The sequence below is a fragment of the Salinibacterium sp. UTAS2018 genome, from assembly GCF_004118935.1.
In the GTDB taxonomy this organism is placed as follows: Bacteria; Actinomycetota; Actinomycetes; order Actinomycetales; family Microbacteriaceae; genus Rhodoglobus.
In genome coordinates, this window is record NZ_CP035375.1 from 1,819,084 (window position 1) to 1,837,545 (window position 18,462).

13 protein-coding genes are annotated in these 18,462 nt (G+C 64.0%); 7 read left to right on the plus strand and 6 right to left on the minus strand.

The genetic code is table 11. The features are described 5' to 3' along the window. The first annotated feature begins 124 nt into the window (after window positions 1-124). Together ESZ53_RS08675 and ESZ53_RS08680 are read left to right on the plus strand one after the other, a co-directional pair. Window positions 125-985 (plus strand): site-specific DNA-methyltransferase, encoded by an 861-nt coding sequence (locus ESZ53_RS08675; protein WP_129072459.1) that lies wholly within the window; start codon window positions 125-127, stop codon window positions 983-985. Further along, the gene (locus tag ESZ53_RS08680) at window positions 982-1,755 is read left to right on the plus strand and encodes an HAD-IIA family hydrolase (RefSeq protein ID WP_129072460.1); all 774 of its coding nucleotides are present in this window, start codon (window positions 982-984) and stop codon (window positions 1,753-1,755) included. Before ESZ53_RS08675 ends, ESZ53_RS08680 begins: the two co-directional genes overlap by 4 nt. A gap of 76 nt (window positions 1,756-1,831) precedes the next feature. Here ESZ53_RS08680 and ESZ53_RS08685 read toward each other — a convergent pair whose 3' ends face one another. From ESZ53_RS08685 to ESZ53_RS14340, 3 genes are read right to left on the minus strand one after another with little or no spacing between them, the layout of a single operon-like run. Continuing rightward, a complete protein-coding gene (locus tag ESZ53_RS08685) occupies window positions 1,832-3,388 on the minus strand; it encodes a septum formation family protein (RefSeq protein WP_246837268.1) in 1,557 nt (518 codons plus the stop codon). Then, a complete protein-coding gene (gene pyrE / locus ESZ53_RS08690; RefSeq protein WP_129072461.1) occupies window positions 3,385-3,936 on the minus strand; it encodes an orotate phosphoribosyltransferase in 552 nt (183 codons plus the stop codon). Before pyrE ends, ESZ53_RS08685 begins: the two co-directional genes overlap by 4 nt. A 30-nt stretch (window positions 3,937-3,966) precedes the next feature. Continuing rightward, complete coding sequence (locus ESZ53_RS14340) at window positions 3,967-4,140, minus strand: hypothetical protein (protein WP_168187213.1); 174 nt, start codon at window positions 4,138-4,140, stop codon at window positions 3,967-3,969. A 71-nt stretch (window positions 4,141-4,211) separates the two neighbouring features. Here ESZ53_RS14340 and ESZ53_RS08695 point away from each other — a divergent pair, with 71 nt between their 5' ends. Further along, window positions 4,212-5,048 (plus strand): exodeoxyribonuclease III, encoded by an 837-nt coding sequence (locus ESZ53_RS08695; protein ID WP_129072462.1) that lies wholly within the window; start codon window positions 4,212-4,214, stop codon window positions 5,046-5,048. Between the two features lie 52 nt (window positions 5,049-5,100). Here the strand turns inward: ESZ53_RS08695 and ESZ53_RS08700 are convergent, their stop codons facing one another. Then, window positions 5,101-7,263, minus strand: coding sequence for an ATP-dependent Clp protease ATP-binding subunit (locus tag ESZ53_RS08700; protein ID WP_129072463.1), 2,163 nt, complete (start codon window positions 7,261-7,263; stop codon window positions 5,101-5,103). Between the two features lie 118 nt (window positions 7,264-7,381). On the opposite strand from ESZ53_RS08700, the gene ESZ53_RS08705 reads away from it, so the two are divergent. From ESZ53_RS08705 to ESZ53_RS08715, 3 genes are all read left to right on the plus strand, one after another. Continuing rightward, the gene (locus ESZ53_RS08705) at window positions 7,382-9,241 is read left to right on the plus strand and encodes an HSP90 family protein (protein ID WP_129072464.1); all 1,860 of its coding nucleotides are present in this window, start codon (window positions 7,382-7,384) and stop codon (window positions 9,239-9,241) included. After that, the gene (locus ESZ53_RS08710) at window positions 9,238-12,042 is read left to right on the plus strand and encodes a hypothetical protein (RefSeq protein ID WP_129072465.1); all 2,805 of its coding nucleotides are present in this window, start codon (window positions 9,238-9,240) and stop codon (window positions 12,040-12,042) included. Before ESZ53_RS08705 ends, ESZ53_RS08710 begins: the two co-directional genes overlap by 4 nt. A 103-nt stretch (window positions 12,043-12,145) precedes the next feature. Continuing rightward, window positions 12,146-13,807, plus strand: a complete 1,662-nt coding sequence (locus ESZ53_RS08715) for a hypothetical protein (protein ID WP_129072466.1) — start codon at window positions 12,146-12,148, stop codon at window positions 13,805-13,807. 74 nt (window positions 13,808-13,881) lie between these two features. On the opposite strand, the gene ESZ53_RS08720 is transcribed toward ESZ53_RS08715, so the two are convergent. Both ESZ53_RS08720 and ESZ53_RS08725 read right to left on the minus strand, forming a co-directional pair. Beyond that, window positions 13,882-15,246, minus strand: coding sequence for an NAD-dependent succinate-semialdehyde dehydrogenase (locus ESZ53_RS08720; protein WP_129072467.1), 1,365 nt, complete (start codon window positions 15,244-15,246; stop codon window positions 13,882-13,884). Between the two features lie 85 nt (window positions 15,247-15,331). Then, complete coding sequence (locus ESZ53_RS08725) at window positions 15,332-16,900, minus strand: PucR family transcriptional regulator (protein WP_129072468.1); 1,569 nt, start codon at window positions 16,898-16,900, stop codon at window positions 15,332-15,334. Window positions 16,901-17,063: 163 nt separating this feature from the next. On the opposite strand from ESZ53_RS08725, the gene gabT reads away from it, so the two are divergent. After that, window positions 17,064-18,440 carry a 4-aminobutyrate--2-oxoglutarate transaminase gene (gene gabT / locus ESZ53_RS08730; RefSeq protein ID WP_129072469.1) on the plus strand — a complete coding sequence of 459 codons (1,377 nt, stop codon included), beginning with the start codon at window positions 17,064-17,066 and terminating at the stop codon, window positions 18,438-18,440. Window positions 18,441-18,462: the final 22 nt, after the last annotated feature.

The following is an 18,462-nucleotide window of genomic DNA, read 5'->3' on the forward strand; positions in this document are numbered from 1 at the left end:
AGAATTCACACCAAAAAGACAGGTTTTTCTCGTGTCTTCGTAGTGCGATTGTGATGAACTCTCGGAGGCATTCTGTAAACCACACTCGCTATTAATTCTGCTCGGTGGCTGTTAACCTCAGAGCATGCCCCTGCCTTGGACCCCCGAAGGCCCCGACTTTGTCATGCACGGCGACAATCTCCCGGCCATCAGAGCTTTGCCCGATGAGAGCTTTCGGCTGATTTACATCGACCCCCCGTTCAATACCGGGCGCACGCAACGCCGTCAGGCGATCAGCACGCAGCGTTCCGCCGAAGGTAGCCGCACCGGATTCGGCGGCAATAGCTACGACACCATCAAGGGTGTCCTCTACTCGTACGACGACACCTTCGCCGACTACTGGGAGTTTCTCGAACCTCGACTTCAGGAGGCCTGGCGCCTCCTCGACGACCGCGGCACGTTGTATCTGCACCTTGACTATCGAGAAGTGCACTACGCCAAGGTCGCCCTCGATGCCCTCTTTGGTCGCGACAGCTTTCTCAACGAGATTATTTGGGCCTACGACTACGGCGCCCGCGCCACCAAAAAGTGGCCGTCAAAGCACGACACGATTCTCGTCTACGTCAAAAATCCCAAGAACTACTACTTCAACAACGAGGAAGTCGACCGCGAGCCCTACATGGCTCCCGGACTCGTCACCCCTGAGAAAGCAGCACGCGGCAAACTTCCGACGGATGTGTGGTGGCACACCATCGTCTCCCCCACCGGCAAAGAAAAGACTGGCTATGCCACCCAGAAGCCGGAAGGTATTCTGCGGCGCATCATTCAGGCATCCAGCGAACCCGGCGATTGGGTATTGGACTTTTTCGCCGGCAGCGGCACCACCGGTGCTGTCGCTCAATCGCTGGGGCGCCGCGTTGTACTCGTGGAACAGAACCCCGACGCGATCGCGATCATCACGAAACGGCTCTCAGAGCAGACGGTGTTCGCTAACATGAGCGCATGAGGAATCGTGACGAAATTGAATGCTGGCTCACCGACATGGATGGCGTTCTCGTTCATGAGAACCACCCCGTACCTGGCGCCTCCGAGCTGCTGCAGCAATGGCGCGACGAAGAAAAGCCGTACCTGGTACTCACCAACAACTCGATCTTCACCCCCCGCGATCTGAGTGCCCGCCTCAAGGCGTCAGGCCTCGACGTTCCGGAATCAGCGATCTGGACATCGGCACTCGCCACAGCAGACTTCCTGAAGCAGCAGATCCCCGGCGGCAGTGCTTTCGTCATCGGCGAGGCTGGCATCACGACCGCTCTCCACGAGGCCGGGTTCATCATGACCGAAACGAACCCCGACTACGTCGTGATTGGCGAGACCCGCAACTATTCGTTCGAAGCCATCACCAAGGCCATCCGCCTCATCGGCAATGGCAGCCGCTTCATTGTGACCAACCCGGATGCCACAGGCCCCAGTGCAGACGGCCCCCTGCCCGCGACGGGCGCGGTTGCCGCTCTCATCACCAAGGCCACCGGCCGGGAGCCGTACATCGTCGGCAAGCCCAACCCCATGATGTTCCGCTCGGCGCTCAACCGAATCGGTGCCCACAGTGAGACCACCGGCATGATTGGTGACCGCATGGACACCGACATCGTCGCCGGCATCGAGGCCGGACTTCATACCGTCTTGGTGCTCACCGGAATCAGCGATCAAAAAGAGATTGACCTCTACCCGTTCCGCCCGACTGAGGTTCTCGACAGCGTCGCAGACCTGTTGCGCTAGCGCCTCGAGCGCGTGGCTGACGGCCGCGCGCTCGGCGAGCGAAGTGCGGTGGAGGTGCTCCCTCCACTACGGCGGGCTAGTTTTCGGGCGTTTGCGGTTGAGCTACGGATGCCGTGAGGGCATCGTCTCCCGCTCGCGTCGCGAAGCAGTAGTAGTCGCGGTTTCCGGCATCCCACTCGGACGCCGTCGCAGCGAAGCTTGCCGTAATCTCCAGATCAGCAAACGACTCTGCCGCGGCGAAGTCGATCACGGCATCAGTGGAACAGGCTCGCGCGGTGCGCGCCGCGAGCTCGCCCTCATCCGGATAAGGATCGGATGCGGCATCCTCAAACGTCCCGACCGTCAAGAGCTGCGCGGCGTGCGGCTGAGCACAGTCAATAACCGTGTACTCCTGTTCCCACGCCGAGGCGAAGGGTTCGAGGCACTCGCCCCCCGCAATCTCGTTCCATTGGTAGGTTCCGGGAGGCACGGGCCCGACGACGGGAAGAGTTTCTGTGGGGACAGCGGTCGGACTGGCCGACACCGCAACTGCGGGTTCAGCATTCTCCCCGATGCGCGTACCGAGCAGGAACAGTGCCACCAGCGCCAGTGCCGCAACGAGCCCACCGCCGACCGCTATCGCGATCAATTGGCCGCGCGGAATCGGGGGGCGAGGAGGTGGAGGAACCCGCTGTCGCACGACGACAGCCGACGGCTGAGGCGTGAGGAGTTGGTCTTCGTACTCGACAAATTTGTCTTCGCCGAAAAGGTCACCCACGGCATCGTGCTCTACGGACTCTGCATCGGCTGAGATTCCGGCGAGTGATTGAGCACTCAGAATTTCGGTGGCGCCCTCGAGGGCGGGATCAACGCCGGGAGGGAAATGGCTCTGACGCCGGGTGGGAGCATCCATTGCTGCCGTGGGCAGGTCAGCGACATCCATTGCGCCGGTGGGGAGATCGCTGATGTCCATTGCACCGGTGGGCAGGTCTGCGACATCCATTGCGCCCGTGGGCAAGTCGCTGAGGTTCATTGCGCTCGTCGGCAACTCCGCGATGTTCATCGCTTCGGTTGCGGGCGGCTCAACGAGCGGCGCCGGCTGCGCAGTGGGCGCGGGCTCGGGCTCGGGAGTGGGCGCGGGCTCGGGCTCGGGCTCGGGCTCGGGAGTGGGCGCGGGCCGGTTCTCGTCGTCGAGGGGAGGCAGCCTGAGTAGCCCAGTCACTTCTGGAACGGCCAGGGGCGCCGCGGCCGCGGACGTTGCCGGAGCGGGAGTTAGCGGAGGCAGCGGGACTTGGAGCGCGTTTGCGGCAGGGGCGACCGGTGCTGCCGGTGCGACCGGTGTTGCGGGTGCGGCGGGTGCGGCTGGCAGCACGGGAGGAATCGGAGGTGCCGCCGAAGCTCGTGGCGTGGGCGCCTCCGCCGCCCCGGCATCCACGTCAAATTGGCGAGGCAGCGCGCGGGTGGGCTCCTCTGTCTGGCGAGGCAGCACGCGGGTGGGCTCCTCGGGCTCGCTCGGGTCCACAGCATCGCCGGGCGGTGACGCCGGAGTCTCCGGAGTCGCCTCGGGGTCACTCGGAGTCAGCCCCCAGTTGAAGAAGGACTGTCGAGGCTCGTTGCCGTCGCCGGCTCCCGAGGAATTCTCTCCGGATGTCACGGAGTCAGCCCCAGTTCACCCAGCCCAATCGCGGAGTAGTAGGGGTAGCCAGCGGCCTCGATGCGCTCCTTGGCGCCCGTATCCCGATCCACAACCACGGCAACGCCGGCAATAATCGCACCGACCTTTTCGAGAGCTTCGATCGCGGCGAGCGGCGAGCCACCCGTGGTGGAGGTGTCTTCGAGAACGATGACGCGCTTGCCCTCAAGCTCGGGGCCTTCGACCTGACGGCCGCGGCCGTGATCCTTGGGCTCCTTGCGAACAACGAAGGCATGGTAATTGAGGCCGCGAGCGGCACCCTGGTGAAGAATGGCGGAAGCGATCGGGTCGGCGCCCATCGTCATCCCGCCGACAGCGAAGATGTCGGGAACGTCGGCGATGAGGTCAATCATGACCTGACCGATCAGCGGGGCGACGCGGTGGTCGAGGCTCACGCGACGCATGTCGACGTAGTAGGAGGCCTTCTTTCCGCTCGTCAGAGTGAAGTCGCCGTGGAACACGGCATCGGCGGAAATGTGCTCAATGAGCTGCTGCTTGGCGTCGGTCACGAGTACAGAATACCCATTGCGGGCAATCCCTTAAAGGCTGCCCTGGCCCAGGATCAGCAAAGCGCCCGAGAAAACGACGCCGATAAAGCCCAAGATGGCCACGATGATGGCGTTGCGCCGGTCAAGGCGATCGGCCTGTTCCGCCTGCTTGGCCTGTTCGAGACACTGCTCCGCTTCGGCGTCGGCGAGACTCAGCGGGTTCATGTTCTGACTGTACGCGGTGGCTCCGACACTGTCGTCGCCCAATTCAGGGGTAGACCTATTAACGTTGAAGCATGCGCATCGCCACCTGGAACGTGAACTCCATCAGAACCCGAGTTGGTCGCGTCGTCGACTGGCTTCTTCGCGAAGATATTGACGTTCTTGCGATGCAAGAGATCAAGTGCAAGCCGGAACAGTTTCCGATGGAAGCGTTCACTGAGGCGGGCTACGAGGTCGAGCTTCACGGGCTGAGCCAGTGGAACGGCGTCGCTTTCGCGAGCCGCCTTCCCATGGATGACGTGACGATCGGCTTCGATACCCAGCCCGGTTTCGGCAAGGCTCTCGATGACGGCACCGTGCCCATCGAAGCCCGCGCCATTGGCGTTACGGTCGAAGGCGCACGCCTCTGGAGCTTGTATGTGCCGAACGGCCGCGAGCTCGACAACCCGCACTACCCCTACAAGTTGGAGTGGCTCGCGAACCTTAAGACGCAGGCCGCCCAGTGGATGAGCGAGAACCCTGAGCAGCCTCTGGCGCTGATGGGTGACTTCAACATCGCGCCCTTCGATCACGATGTCTGGGACATCGCCGCGTTCGAGGGCAAGACTCACGTGAGCGACGCCGAGCGCGCGGCTTTTCGCGCTTTCGAAGAGGCCGGGATGATCGATGCACTGCGCAGCCGCAACATCGAGGGCTACACCTACTGGGATTACCAGCGCCTACGTTTTCCTCGCAACGAGGGCATGCGCATCGACTTCGTGATGGGCTCGCCCGCGTTCGACGAGCTCGTCACCGAGGCATCCATCGACCGCGAAGAGCGCAAGGGCGATGGCCCGAGCGATCACGTTCCCGTCGTCGTCGATCTCGCGATTGATACCGAGAACGACGACGATCGGCCGATGTTTCTTTAGGAGCGCACCTTAGGCGCGCGCTCCGGGCACGCGCCTAGCTGGCACAAGTAACTCAGCCAGCGTCTGGTTCGGAACGAGACACGCGGAGACCTTCACCGTTGTCGGCGACGCCGACCAGCACGGTGTCACCATCGCGAATGTCGCCGGCGAGCAACGCCTTAGCGAGCTTGTCGTCGATTTCGCGCTGCATGAGACGGCGCAGCGGACGCGCACCGTAGATCGGGTCGTAGCCACGCTCCGAAAGCCACGTGCGCGCATCCGGGGTCACCGCCAACTGCAGGCGACGATCGGTGAGGCGCTTGCCGAGACGGTCGATATCGAGCTCGACGATCTGGCTGAGGTCGTCGGTCGACAGCGGCTGGAAGACCACGATGTCGTCAAGACGGTTGATGAACTCGGGCTTAAACGACTTGCGCACGAGATCGTCAACGGCGGCCTTGCGGGCATCCCACGGCAACTCCTGGTCAGTAATGAACTGGCTGCCCAAGTTGCTGGTGAGAATCAGGATCACGTTGCGGAAGTCGACGGTGCGGCCCTGGCCGTCGGTCAGTCGACCGTCGTCAAGAACCTGCAGCAGGATGTCGAAGACCTCGGGGTGGGCCTTCTCTACTTCGTCGAGCAGGATCACCGAGTAGGGGCGACGGCGCACGGCCTCGGTCAGCTGACCGCCCTGCTCGAATCCGACGTAGCCGGGAGGGGCACCAACGAGTCGCGACACGGAGAACTTCTCGCCATATTCGCTCATGTCGATGCGAACAAGAGCTTTCTCGTCGTTGAAGAGGTATTGCGCGAGGGCCTTGGCCAGCTCGGTCTTTCCGACACCGGTGGGGCCGAGGAAGAGGAACGAACCGGTCGGGCGATCGGGGTCAGAAATTCCAGCGCGCGTGCGGCGCACAGCTTCGGAGACCGCTTGCACAGCTTCCTTTTGGCCGATGAGGCGCTTGCCAAGCTCCGCTTCGAGGTGAAGCAGCTTCTCGGTCTCGCCCTCGGTGAGGCGGTCGACGGGAATGCCTGTCCAGGCAGCGACGACGGCAGCAATGTCCTCCTCGGTCACCTGGTCATTGACCATGCGGGGGCCGGTGGGCTCGTTGCTCTCGGCCGTAGCGATTGCGTCTTCGATTTCTGGGATTGTCTCGTAGTTGAGCTTGGAGGCCTTCTGATATTCGCCGTCACGCATGGCGCGGTCGAGCCTGATGCGGGCGTCGTTGAGGCGAGTCTTGAGGTCGCCAACACCGGTGAGGCTCGACTTTTCGATCTTCCAGCGCGCTTCGAGTTCGCTCAATTCTTTGCTTTGCACCACGAGGTCTTCGCGAAGCTTGGCTAGGCGAGCCTTGGAGGCCTCGTCCTTTTCTTTCTTGAGGGCGAGTTCTTCGATGCGCAGCCGGTCGACGGCACGCTTGAGTTGATCGATCTCAACAGGAGAGGAGTCGATCTCCATCTTGAGGTGGCTCGCGGCCTCGTCGATCAGGTCGATGGCCTTGTCGGGAAGCTTGCGGCCCGAGATGTAACGGTTGCTGAGGGTTGCTGCAGCGACGAGTGCCGAGTCAGCGATCGCGACTTTGTGGTGGGCTTCGTACCGCTCTTTGAGGCCACGCAGAATTGCCACGGTGTCCTCGACCGACGGCTCACCGACGAAGACTTGCTGAAAGCGTCGCTCGAGGGCGGCATCCTTCTCGATGTATTGACGGTATTCGTCGAGCGTCGTGGCGCCAATCAGGCGCAATTCACCACGGGCCAGCATGGGCTTGAGCATGTTGGAGGCCGCGACCGACCCTTCGCCGCCGCCCGCCCCCATGAGGGTGTGGAGTTCGTCGATGAAAGTGATGATCTCGCCATCGGAGTCTTTGATCTCCTTGAGCACAGCCTTGAGGCGCTCTTCGAACTCTCCGCGGTACTTCGCGCCGGCCACAAGAGCGGCGAGGTCGAGGGAGATGAGCTGCTTGCCTTTGAGGGAGTCGGCGACGTCGCCCGCGATGATGCGCTGAGCGAGGCCTTCAACGACTGCCGTCTTGCCCACGCCGGGTTCTCCGATGAGAACAGGGTTGTTCTTAGTGCGACGCGTGAGAACTTGGCTGACGCGCCGAATTTCTGAGTCACGCCCGATGACGGGGTCGAGTTTGCCGCTGCGCGCGATCTCAGTGAGATTGACGCCGTACTTCTCAAGAGCACTTTCTTGCTCTTCGTCAGTACCCGGGGCACCCTGCATGTTCGCCATTTAAAACCCTCCACAAACTTGAGTTGGTATGACTCAACTTTATACCCGCGCGACCGTTCGTGGCTAGACGAACGCTGAGTACTTCGAGAGATTCTTTATCAAGTGAGAGACTCTTCTAGTGAACGCCGATTCCCGAGACGATCTCCAGTCCTTTCAAGTGAATCTCACGGGGGTTGTCGACCTCCTGAGCAAGCACATTTACTCCAGTCCGCGCGTATATTTGCGTGAGCTACTGCAGAACGGGCGCGACGCCCTCGCGGCGCGAGCCGAGCTCGACGGAGCTGACGCGAGCCGCGGCATCCGCATCACTCCCCTGAGCGAACACAACGACACCTTCCAGTTTCAGGATGACGGTGTCGGGCTCACTGCCGACGAGATGACCGAGCTGTTGTCGACCGTGGGCCGATCATCCAAGCGCGACATCTTTGATCTGCCCCGCAGCGACTACCTCGGCCAGTTCGGTATCGGATTGCTCAGCTGCTTCATGGTGGCCGACCAGATCGTGATTCAGTCACGCTCCGCTCGCGGCTCAGCCCCGGTCGAATGGATCGGCAACAGCGACGGCACCTTCAGCGTGCGTGAGTTGGAGGGCGACCTGCCCATCGGCACCACCGTCTCGCTCAAGCCGCGCTTCGATCAGCACGACCTGTTGAGTACCCCCACTGTGTTGTCGCTCGCGCGCACCTTCGCCGAGTTCTTGCCCGTAGGCGTGCGCGTTGACTTGCCCGGCGGCGGCAGCGAGACGGTCACGCACGAGGCTCCGTTTCTCGAGGCGCACACGGCGTCGGCATCCGACCTGCTTCGGTACGGCAGCGAGCTGTTGGGCGTTGAGCCCTTTGCCGCGATCCCGCTGAGCGTGCCCGGCACGAACACCACCGGCGTTGCGTACGTGCTGCCGAGTTCGCCACCGCCCGGCGCCCGGCAGGCGAACCGCGTCTACCTCGGCCGCATGTTGCTGAGTGAAAACGTGGATGCGCTCGTTCCCGACTGGGCGTTCTTCGTGCGCGTCGTGCTGAACAGCACCGCGCTCACTCCCACGGCCAGCCGCGAATCGCTCGTCGACGACGACATCCTGGAGCACACGCGCACCGCCATCGGCACCGTACTGCGACAGTGGGTGCTGGAGATGGCGGCCCGGCATCCGGCCCAGCTGAACGACTTTGTGCAGATTCATGCGCTCGCCCTCAAGTCGCTCGTGATTTACGACGAAGAGCTCGCGAAGTTCATCACGCCCTGGCTCAGCGTCGAAACAACTCTCGGGCGCATGACCATCGAGAGTCTCACGCGCGATCACACGCAGTTGCGCTACGCCGAAACGGTGGACGAATTTCGCCAGATCGCCAGCATCGCGAGCCCCGACCGCCCGGTGATCAACGGTGGCTACATCTACGACACCGAGATAGCGCGGATGCTGCCCACGATTGTGGACGGCCTCACCGTCGACCGCGTGAGTGTGCTTGACGAGCTCGATTTTCTCGAAGTGCCGCCGCTGGAGGTGCGCAGCGTCGTCGCGAAACTCGAAGACCGCGCCAGTGCCGTGCTCGCCGATGCTGACTGCGCCGTGATCGTGCGCGGAGTGCCCGCCGCCGACGTCACCGGCCTCTACTTGGCTGACCCTGAAGTGCTGCGCTCCATCGACCGCCGCAGTGCCCGCGAGATCAGCCGCCCGGGGCTGTGGAAGAACGTGCTCGGCAAAATGGATGCCTTCGCCGAAGATCGCCTCGCGAGCGACGGCACCAGCAAGAGTCTCGCGCGCCTCTGCCTCAACTGGAACAATCCCGTTGTCGTCACCCTCTCCACCCTGCGCGATGACGCCGTCTTCTCTCGCACCATCGAGCTGCTTTACGTTCAAGCACTACTCACGAGCCAACGCCCCCTCAGCGTGCGCGACCGCGCCATGATGACCAATTCCATGTCCGATCTGATTGCCATGAGTGTCGCACTCGGTGATTCCCTCCCAGAAAGTTCTCCCCTATGAGCGCCGACCGCATCAACGAACTGTTCCGCGAAATTGACTCCATCGCGTACGGGCCCGAGGAACGCGCCCGCGTCGAAGAAGCGATCGCGCTGGCGGTCGAAATCGGGGACGAAGAACTCGAATACCGCGCCCGGGTTCGACTGACGGCATCCGCCAATATGGGCGGCGATACCGAGGTGCTGCTGTCATCGTTCGCGTGGTGCCTGGCAAAACACGACGAAGACCCGGTGCGTTTTCCGGATGACATCGGGCACGAAGGTGCTGGCCTCATGTGGCAGTTCAAATGGATTGCCAGCGCGCTTGCAAGCTCTCCCATCTTCGACACAGCCGACATCGATGGTGCGCTCGCCGATATGGCGACGCACTACCGCGCGGCGGGCATCGGCCAGAGTGGAGTCTTGACGTCACAGTTTTCAACAGCGTGGCGCCTTGGCGAACTTGAGCGGGCCGAGGCTCTCCGCACCCAACTAATTGCGACCCCGCGCGACGAATACAGCCACTGCGATGCCTGCGTGCGCAGCGACTCGAGCGGGTTCCTCACCGAAACCGGTCGCGATGCTGAAGCGATCGTGCTGTTCGATGAACTCATCGCTGGCGGTTACAGCTGCGGCGACGAGCCAGAGGCGGCACTCTCGCGGGCCCTCCTGCCCTACCTTCGCGTCGGTCGCTTTGACGACGCCAAGGCCGCCCACTTTCGCAGCTACACCCTCGCCCGCGACAACGCCGACAACCTCGGAATCATCGCCAACCACTTCATCTTCTGCGCCGTCACCGGCAACGAAGCTCGCGGCTTGGCCATGCTCGAACGCCACCTCTCGTGGTTCGTGCACGACCAGCTCAACGCCGACAACCAGTTCTCGGGTCTCGTTGCTGCCGGAGTGCTGCTCGACGCTGTGACCCGCGCTGGATTCGGCAGCCAAACCGTTCGCGGTGCCGAAAACCGTGAACTCGTGGGGCTCTTCGGAGAACACGACGGCGCGTGGACGGCCGAAGAACTCGGCGCTGTCATGTGGGCTGCTGCGGCAAAGATCGGCGACCAGTTCGACGAGCGCGCGGGCAACGACTACCGCGCCCGCCGCATCCAGAAAGCACACGAACTCGCTAACGAACGCTTCGACCTGCCTCTCACGAGCGAAACTCTCGGCCTCACCACCCCCGCAGATGACGAACCGACGGATGGCGCTGGCTGGTTGCTGCGCGCCCAAGAACTGCTCGCGATCGGCTGGCTTGCTCCCGCACTGCCCGCCGCGCGCACGGCAGTCCAGCTCACGACGGGCCAGGAGCACACGGCCGCGCTCAGTTCCCTGATTGCGCGACTCGTCGCCTCCGGCGATCTGGCAGAAGCTGAGACGTTGCTCGCCACTCGCATCCCTGCCCTGCGCGAGCATGGCGATGACGCTCAAGCGACGCTCGAAGAACTTCTCGGCCTCTCTCTGTTTGGCCGCGCCGAGCAGGACGACCTCGATGCCCTCCGTATCGCGGTCGATGCGTCGAGCGCCCTTGCTCCTGCTCAGCGGGCTGACCTCGAAGTGTCACTGTTGAGCGTGCTGCTGCGCGGCGAAGAGCCCAACCTCGAGGCGGCGACCGAGCTCGCGACGAGCGCCCTCACCCACGCCAAAGAAGGAGAGGCGCCCCTGCTGCGCGACCACGCACTGCGGTATCTCTCCGACCTCGCGGCGAGCGCGGGCGACACCGATGGCGCACTCGCGTATGTCGCCGAACTGCTGGAGTCGACATCCAATCGCGGCGTTCTGGCGCATGCCCACGCTCTGCGGGCTCGTATCTTGGGCGGCAGCGGTGAGTTTGCTGAGGCTGCCGCGAGCGCTGATGCCGCCGCTGAGTGTGCTCACGCGATCGACGCGGTCGGTCCCCTGCACGACATGACCATTCTCGCCGGTCGGCTCTACGACGAGGCAGAAGCGTTCTCGGATGCCGCCAGCCGGTTCCGCCTCGGAGTTCGCTACGCCGAACGCCTCGAGATCGACACCGTGGGGGCGCGCTACGCCCTCGGCCGCTCTCTGGTTCGCGCCGGCGAGTCATCCGAAGGCATTGACCTGCTGCTGTCGCTCTACGAAGAAGAGACTGCCGCCGAGGCTCCCCCGGGAAGCCGCGGTGAGACCCTCTACTGGCTTGGCCATGGCTTCGCGGATGCCGGCGAACCCGGCTCTGCTGTGGGCACGTGGGAGACCGCGACCGAGCTCTACCTCGAGGCCGAAGACACCCAGAGCGCGGCACGCACGCTCGCCGACAACGCTGGCCTGCACGCCCAATACGGCGATCACGACAGTGCTGCGGCGTTGCTTGAACAGGCAGTAACCCACGCCCGAGCCACCCCCGAGAACCTCAACCTTCTCGTGCGGGTGCTTCACCAGTCGGGCCGCGCGCACGCTGAAGCGGGCAAGAAGGAAGGCCTCAAGCAGCTCGATGAGGTGCTTGCCCTCGCGGCTGAACACGGCGCCGACTGGTTGCACGCCGACGTCACCGATTCGAAGGCGCGAGCTCTCGCCAGCTTGGGCAAGCCCAAGAAAGCTGTCAGCCTCGCCCTCACCGCCGCCGATGAATACCGTGCTGCTGGAGATCCCATCGCCGGCGCTAACTGCGAACGCTTCGTCGCGAGTATTCTCGCCGGCGAAGGCCGTCACGATGAAGCCGTTGCCGTGCTGAACTCAGTGATGGAGCAGACTGCCGAGCATCCCCAGCTGCACCAGATCACCGCGTTCGACCTCGCGGAGAGCCTCGAGAAGCTGGGACGGACCTCGGATGCTGCTGCCGCGCGCGCGATTGCGGAGGGCGCCAACTAACGGGTTTTTTGTTCGCCGCGGTGCCGCACTGGCACCGCGGCGAGCTGCTCTACCCCGCGAAGGCGGGGAGTGCGCTTTCAGTAGAGGTCGCGATAATTGAAAGATGGCCTTCGCTCTTTCTGACATCGACGCTCCCACTGAGGGCCAACAGTGGTTGCTTCGCGCTGAAGAGCTGTTCGCCGCTGAGGCTTTCGCCCCGGCCCTGAGTGCCGCCCTTCAAGCGGCGCACCTCACCACGGGAGCAGTGCGAGTCGTCGCGCTCGGGATCGTTGCCACCTGCTGCGTGCGCTTGGGCCAGCTGGAGACCGCAGAAGCAGTCGCACTCCAACGTCACACGCTATTGCTTGAGCTGGGCAAGCCCCTCGAAGCCGCAAGCCAGGCCCGCACGGGGTTGGCTTTCTTCGGCAGCGCCGAGCCGTACGACCTTGCCGCCCTCGAACGCGAAACGATGAACGGCGACGAGTTGCCGCCCCGACTTCACGCGCTGGCCCTGCTCGCTCTCGCCGATGTACTGACCCGCCAGCCCTCAGCCGAGAAGGAGCGCCTCCACTCGACCGCCGGGCTTGCGTACCTCCAAGCGAACGCCGCCGACGACCCCGGCTCGACCCAATTCTTCGCCGCCCGCCATCTCATGAAGATTGCCTTCGCCGACGGCAATGCCGAGCGGATGCTGGAGTACAGCACCATGCTCCTCGCGACCGCACGCAATCGCACCGCCCACGCCGAGGCCAACAGTTTCTCCGCGATGGCGCTCGCGGGTGTCGGCCGGGCGAGCGAGGCCCTTCTGGCGGTGAACCAGGCCATCGACCTCTACGACGCCATCGACCTTCCCGACCGGCTCTACCACACGACCATTCTTGGGGGTCGGATGGCGGTGGATGCTCAGGAGCGCGCGATCGCTCTCGGGCGCTTCCGCGACGCCATCGAACTGGCCCACGAGCTCAACCTCGACGACACGGAAGCCCGCAAAGCGGTCGCAAACCTGCTCGTGATGACCGACAGCCACCCCGAAGCCATCGCGATGCTCACGGAGATCTACAACCACGAGACCACCAGCGGCGCTCCGGCAGAAGCTCGCGCAGAGAGCCTCGAGTTCATGGCGCACTCGCTGGCAGCGACGAAACAACTGGATTCCGCTATCCAGGTCTGGACGATGGCCGCCAGTCTGTACACCGAGGTCGGCGCTCTCGATGACGCCGCCCGCGTCACCCGCAGCGTGGCCGGCATCCACACCGCCCGCGACGACCATGCTGCCGCGCGCTCGGCCTTGCTGACCGCTGCCGCCGCTGTGCGTGAATCGCAGGGTGACGGGGTAATTTACCTCGGCGTGCTGCACGACCTCGGCACCACTCAAGCACGTCTGGGCGATCGTGACGCACTCACCACCTTCGCCGAAGTCGAGGCCGACACCCTCGCCAATCAGGCACCGTGGATGTGGGCGGCAACGCTCGCCGCCAAGGCCCGCGCTCTGCACATTCTGGGCGACAATCAGGATGCCGTCGCCCAGGCCACGAAGGCCGCCGCCGCGTTGCGGACCGCCAATGATCCAAGCGGTGCGCTGCACATCGAACGCTTTGCCGCTGGAGTTCTTACTGAAATGGGCCGCCCCAAAGACGCGATCAAGCTGCTCAAGACAGTCGTGAAGAACGCCCGCGGCGACGCCGACATGCTCGCCGGAGCGAACCGCGAACTCGCGGACTGCTACGACGCTCTGGGAAAGAAAAGACGAGCCACGGGCACGCGATCCCTTGCGGGAGACGCGTAGCCGTAGCTCGTCTGTTCGGCTCTGGATTGCTGGCGCTCAGCGGCAGTGAGTCTGCCGCCGAGCGCGCAACCCGGTTACGGGCGCTTGACCAGCTTGCGGTTCATGAACTCGTCGATGCCGTGGGCACCGAGTTCGCGACCGGTGCCGGAGTTCTTGACTCCACCGAAGGGCAACTCGGGAGCATCCGCCCCGACCTCGTTGATGTAAACCATGCCAGCGTCGATGCCGTCAGCGAGGCGGTCGGCCTGGTCGGCATCCGTCGTGAAGACGTACGAGCCGAGCCCGAACGGCGTTGCGTTGGCGAGCGTGATGGCTTCTTCTTCGCTGCTGACGCGGTGCAGTTGAGCGACCGGTCCGAAGAACTCCGTGATGTACGCGGGGTTCTCGGGGCTGATGTTTTCGAGCACGGCGGGGGCGAACTTGGTGCCGTCGCGCTTGCCGGTTCCGACGCGCAAGGTAGCGCCAGCGGCAACCGCTTCGGCTACCTGCTCTTCAAGCCCCTTGGCTGCGGCGACTGAACACAGCGGGCCGAGCTCGGTGCTTGCGTCCATGGGGTCGCCCACGGTGATGGCTCCCATTGCGGCGCTGAACTTCTTGGCGAATTCTTCGTAGAGTGAGTCGATGATGACGAAGCGCTTCGCGCCGTTGCAGGCCTGACCGTTGTTGTCGATGCGGGCCGCGACGGCAGCCTCAACGGTGGCGTCCATGTCGTCGGTCGACATGAGGATGAACGGGTCTGAGCCCCCCAGTTCGAGCACGCTCTTCTTGAGGTTGGTTCCGGCCGCAGCACCCACGATCGCGCCGGCACGCTCGGAGCCCGTGAGCGAGACGCCCTGAATGCGGGGGTCGTCGATCATCGCGGCGATTTGGTCGTTGTCGGCGAGCACATTTTGGTAGCCACCGATCGGCAAACCGGCCTCATGAATGAGAGCTTCAAGTGCTGCCGATGACTCGGGGCACTGCTGGGCTGGCTTCACCAAAACGGGGTTGCCGAGGATGATGCTCGGGCCAGCAAATCGGGCGATCTGGTAGATCGGAAAGTTCCACGGCATGATGCCAAGAACTGGGCCGATGGGGCTCTTGCGAATCCACGCTGTGCCGGCTCCGGCAGGAATTTGCTCGTCGGCGAGAAACTCTTCGGCGTTGTCGGCGAAGTAGCGGAAAATGTCAGCCGAGAACTCCACTTCGCCCACCGCTTGCGCCAGTGGCTTGCCCATTTCGCGCACGATAATTTCGCCAAATTGAGCCGAACGTTCGGTGAGGAGATCCGCGATTCGAGTGACGATCGCTGCACGCTCTTTTACCTGATCACGGTTCATTCCACCGTTGTACTCAGAGTGGGCTGCGGCGACGATTTGCTCAATCACTTCGTCGCTCACGGCGGGGTGCGCTGTGCCCTCTTCGCCGGTGTAGGGATTGATCACTTGAAAAGTCTTCATGAGAGGTTCCTCGCTGCTCGAAAAGGACCGGCGACGCCGCCGAGAATTGTTCGTAGGCTACATCCGAAATCCTGAAAATTGGAAGTTAGGGTTTTTCGCCGAGGTCGATCGCGGCCAACATCGCCCACAATTCGGCCCGCCCCTGGAAGGTGTCGAGACTCAGATTGGTGAGCTCGGAGAGCCGCTGCATCCGCGACTTCAAACCGTGCCGATGAATGCCCAACTCGCGCGCCGCGGGATCCCACTGCCCGTTGTGCCGCAGCCACACTTGCGCGAACCGCAGCAGCCCGAGACCCTCGGTGGATTCGATGACGCTCGCGAGCCTGGCGTGAGCGATATCGGCGACCGAACTCGACGCCAGCAGGCCGAAGAAACTCTCGCCAACGAGACTCGCGAATTCGGTGACCGTGGCCGGCGGTGATGCTTCGAGCGAGCGAACGGCCTGAGTGATCGCGACCGTGAGTTCGGGCCAGCCGACCTCGGCCGAGAGCCCGACCGTGAGATCGCTCGCGGCAAAGAACCGACGCTCGGCCGCGAGTTGCTTCGCGTCGATCAGCACGAGCAAGTGGCGACCATCCGCCACCGCGAAAATGCGACTGTCTGAACGCGCCGCCCGCCGCTCGAGCACGTCGCGCACACTCGCACTCGTCTCGCTGAGATCGAGCGCCGCGACCGCAAACCGGTCGGCCGGCAACTCGATGCCCGCCACCCGCACTGCCCGCCGCACGCTGTCGACCCGGCCGTCCTTGAGCAACTGGAACAACTGCTCCAGAATCGCCCGATGCCCCACCCGCAAGTTCTCGGTCTGCTCGAGCGACACCTCGGCGAGCGCCGCCAACACTGTCATGACCGAACGATCGAGCGCCCCAAATTCGGAGTCGCGAACCCACGCGATGGCCCCGCACAGCCTCCCGGTGGAGCCGAGAGTCTGCACGACGCGATGCTCGTCCACTGCGTCATCAGCGACGCGCGCGCGACGAGCCCGACCCAGCAGATCAGTGACGGATTTGTGGATGCCGGGGGCGGCATCCGCGGATCGTGTCGGCTTGCGGCTGTCGCCGGGTTCGCTCACGAGCTCGCCGTCGGCGTCGAAAATCCACACGCGGCAGCCGAGTCGTTCAGCGGCGACAGCGGCAGCAGCGGCGAGGCGGCCTTTGCCGACGGCGGCGCGAGCGATGTCGTTTTGGGCGGCGAGCGCGCGGTCGAATCCGGCGCGGGTTTGTTCGGCTTCGTTGTCGGCGACGAGGCGGCTGATGGCGATGAACGGGATGCGGTACGGCACTTCGAAGAGCGGCAAACCGGCGGAGGCGCACGCGGCGACGAGCCCGGCGGGCACTCCGTGGGTGATCACCTCGGTGCCGAAACCGATGGCTGCAACCCCGGCGGCCACGAGCCGAGCGACGTAGGAATCGAAGTCGGCCCCGGCGGTCGGATCGGCGGCGGGCTCGGCGGGCGGTACGGTGCTCTGGGCGGCGTTATCGACGAACTGGCGCCCGGTTGTGAGCAGCAACTGACCCTCGGAAACGAACGGCGTCGGGTCGTTGAGGTCGGAGTTGTGCACCCACGTGACCGAGCGCTCGAAGGTCGTCGAATCGGTGAGCGGACGCAGCGCGAGACGCTCGGTCGCGATGATCTCGCTGAGGGGTGTGGGCATGGCAATCCTCCTGCTGCCATTCTGTCAGCAATCGCCGCCCAAGCTGCCACTCTGGGACTGTTGCTCCAGGCATCCGCGAACTAGGTTGAACCAAACGTTTTTGTACGATGCCGCTCGCCTGCGGAGCTCACGCGTCGTCTTCACAGATTGGATCCCGGTGGCCATGTCTACTTCTTCTTCCAGCACCACGACTAGTGCACCCACCGTTCCGGTCGGCGGCCCCTCGCTTCCGCAGAAGCGCGACCTCGTCACCGCGATCCCCGGACCCCGCTCGCTCGAACTGCTCGAGCGCAAGAAGCAGTCCGTCGCCGCCGCGATCGGCATCACTCTTCCCGTCTTCGTCGAAGCTGCCGGTGGTGGCGTGCTTCGCGACGTTGACGGCAACACCCTCATCGACTTCGGTTCCGGCATCGCCGTGACCGGCGTCGGCAACTCGGCCCCCGCCGTTGTCGAAGCCGTCACCGCTCAGGTCGCCCAGTTCACCCACACCTGCTTCATGATCAACGGCTACGAGAGCTACATCGAGGTCGCCGAGAAGCTCAACGAGATCACCCCCGGCACGCACGAGAAGCGCACCGCGCTGTTCAACTCGGGCGCCGAAGCCGTCGAGAACGCAATCAAGATCGCCCGCTACTTCACCGGCAAGCAGGCCGTTGTTGCCTTCGATCACGCGTACCACGGTCGCACCAACCTCACGATGGGCCTCACCGCCAAGTCGATGCCCTACAAGAGCGGCTTCGGTCCGTTCGCGTCGGAGATCTACCGCGCCCCGATGTCATACCCGTTCCGCGATGGCGGAATCAGTGGTGAGGATGCCGCCGCCCGCGCCATCCTGCAGATCGAGAAGCAGGTCGGCGCCAGCAACCTCGCCGCGATCATCATCGAGCCCATCCAGGGCGAGGGTGGCTTCATTGAGCCCGCTCCCGGATTCCTCCCGGCACTCGCCGAGTGGGCCACGGCCAACAACGTGATCTTCATCGCTGACGAAGTGCAGACCGGCTTCGCTCGCACGGGAGACCTCTTCGCCTCCAACCACGAGAACCTTGTTCCCGACATCATGGTGACCGCCAAGGGCATCGCCGGCGGCCTTCCGCTTTCGGCTGTCACCGGCCGTGCCGACGTCATGGATGCCGCCCACGTCGGCGGACTCGGCGGAACGTACGGTGGAAACCCCATCGCCTGTGCCGCAGCGCTCGCCACCATCCGCACCTTCGAAGAGTCGGGCGCCATCGAGCGTGCCCGCGAAATCGGAACCATCTTCCGCGGCCGCCTCAACGGCCTCCGTGCCGGCGACCCCCGCATCGGAGATGTTCGTGGCCGCGGCGCGATGATCGCCATGGAACTCGTCGACCCCACCACGAAAGAGCCCGACGCCGCCCTTACATCGAAGGTCGCGGCTGCAGCGCACGCCGCCGGCGTTGTCGTGCTGACCTGTGGAACCTATGGCAACGTCATCCGCTTCCTGCCGCCGCTGTCGATCTCTGGCGAGCTCATCGCTGACGGCCTCGACGTCGTGCGCGACGCTCTCGCCAACGCCTGATTCACCGCAGCGGGTACTGAGC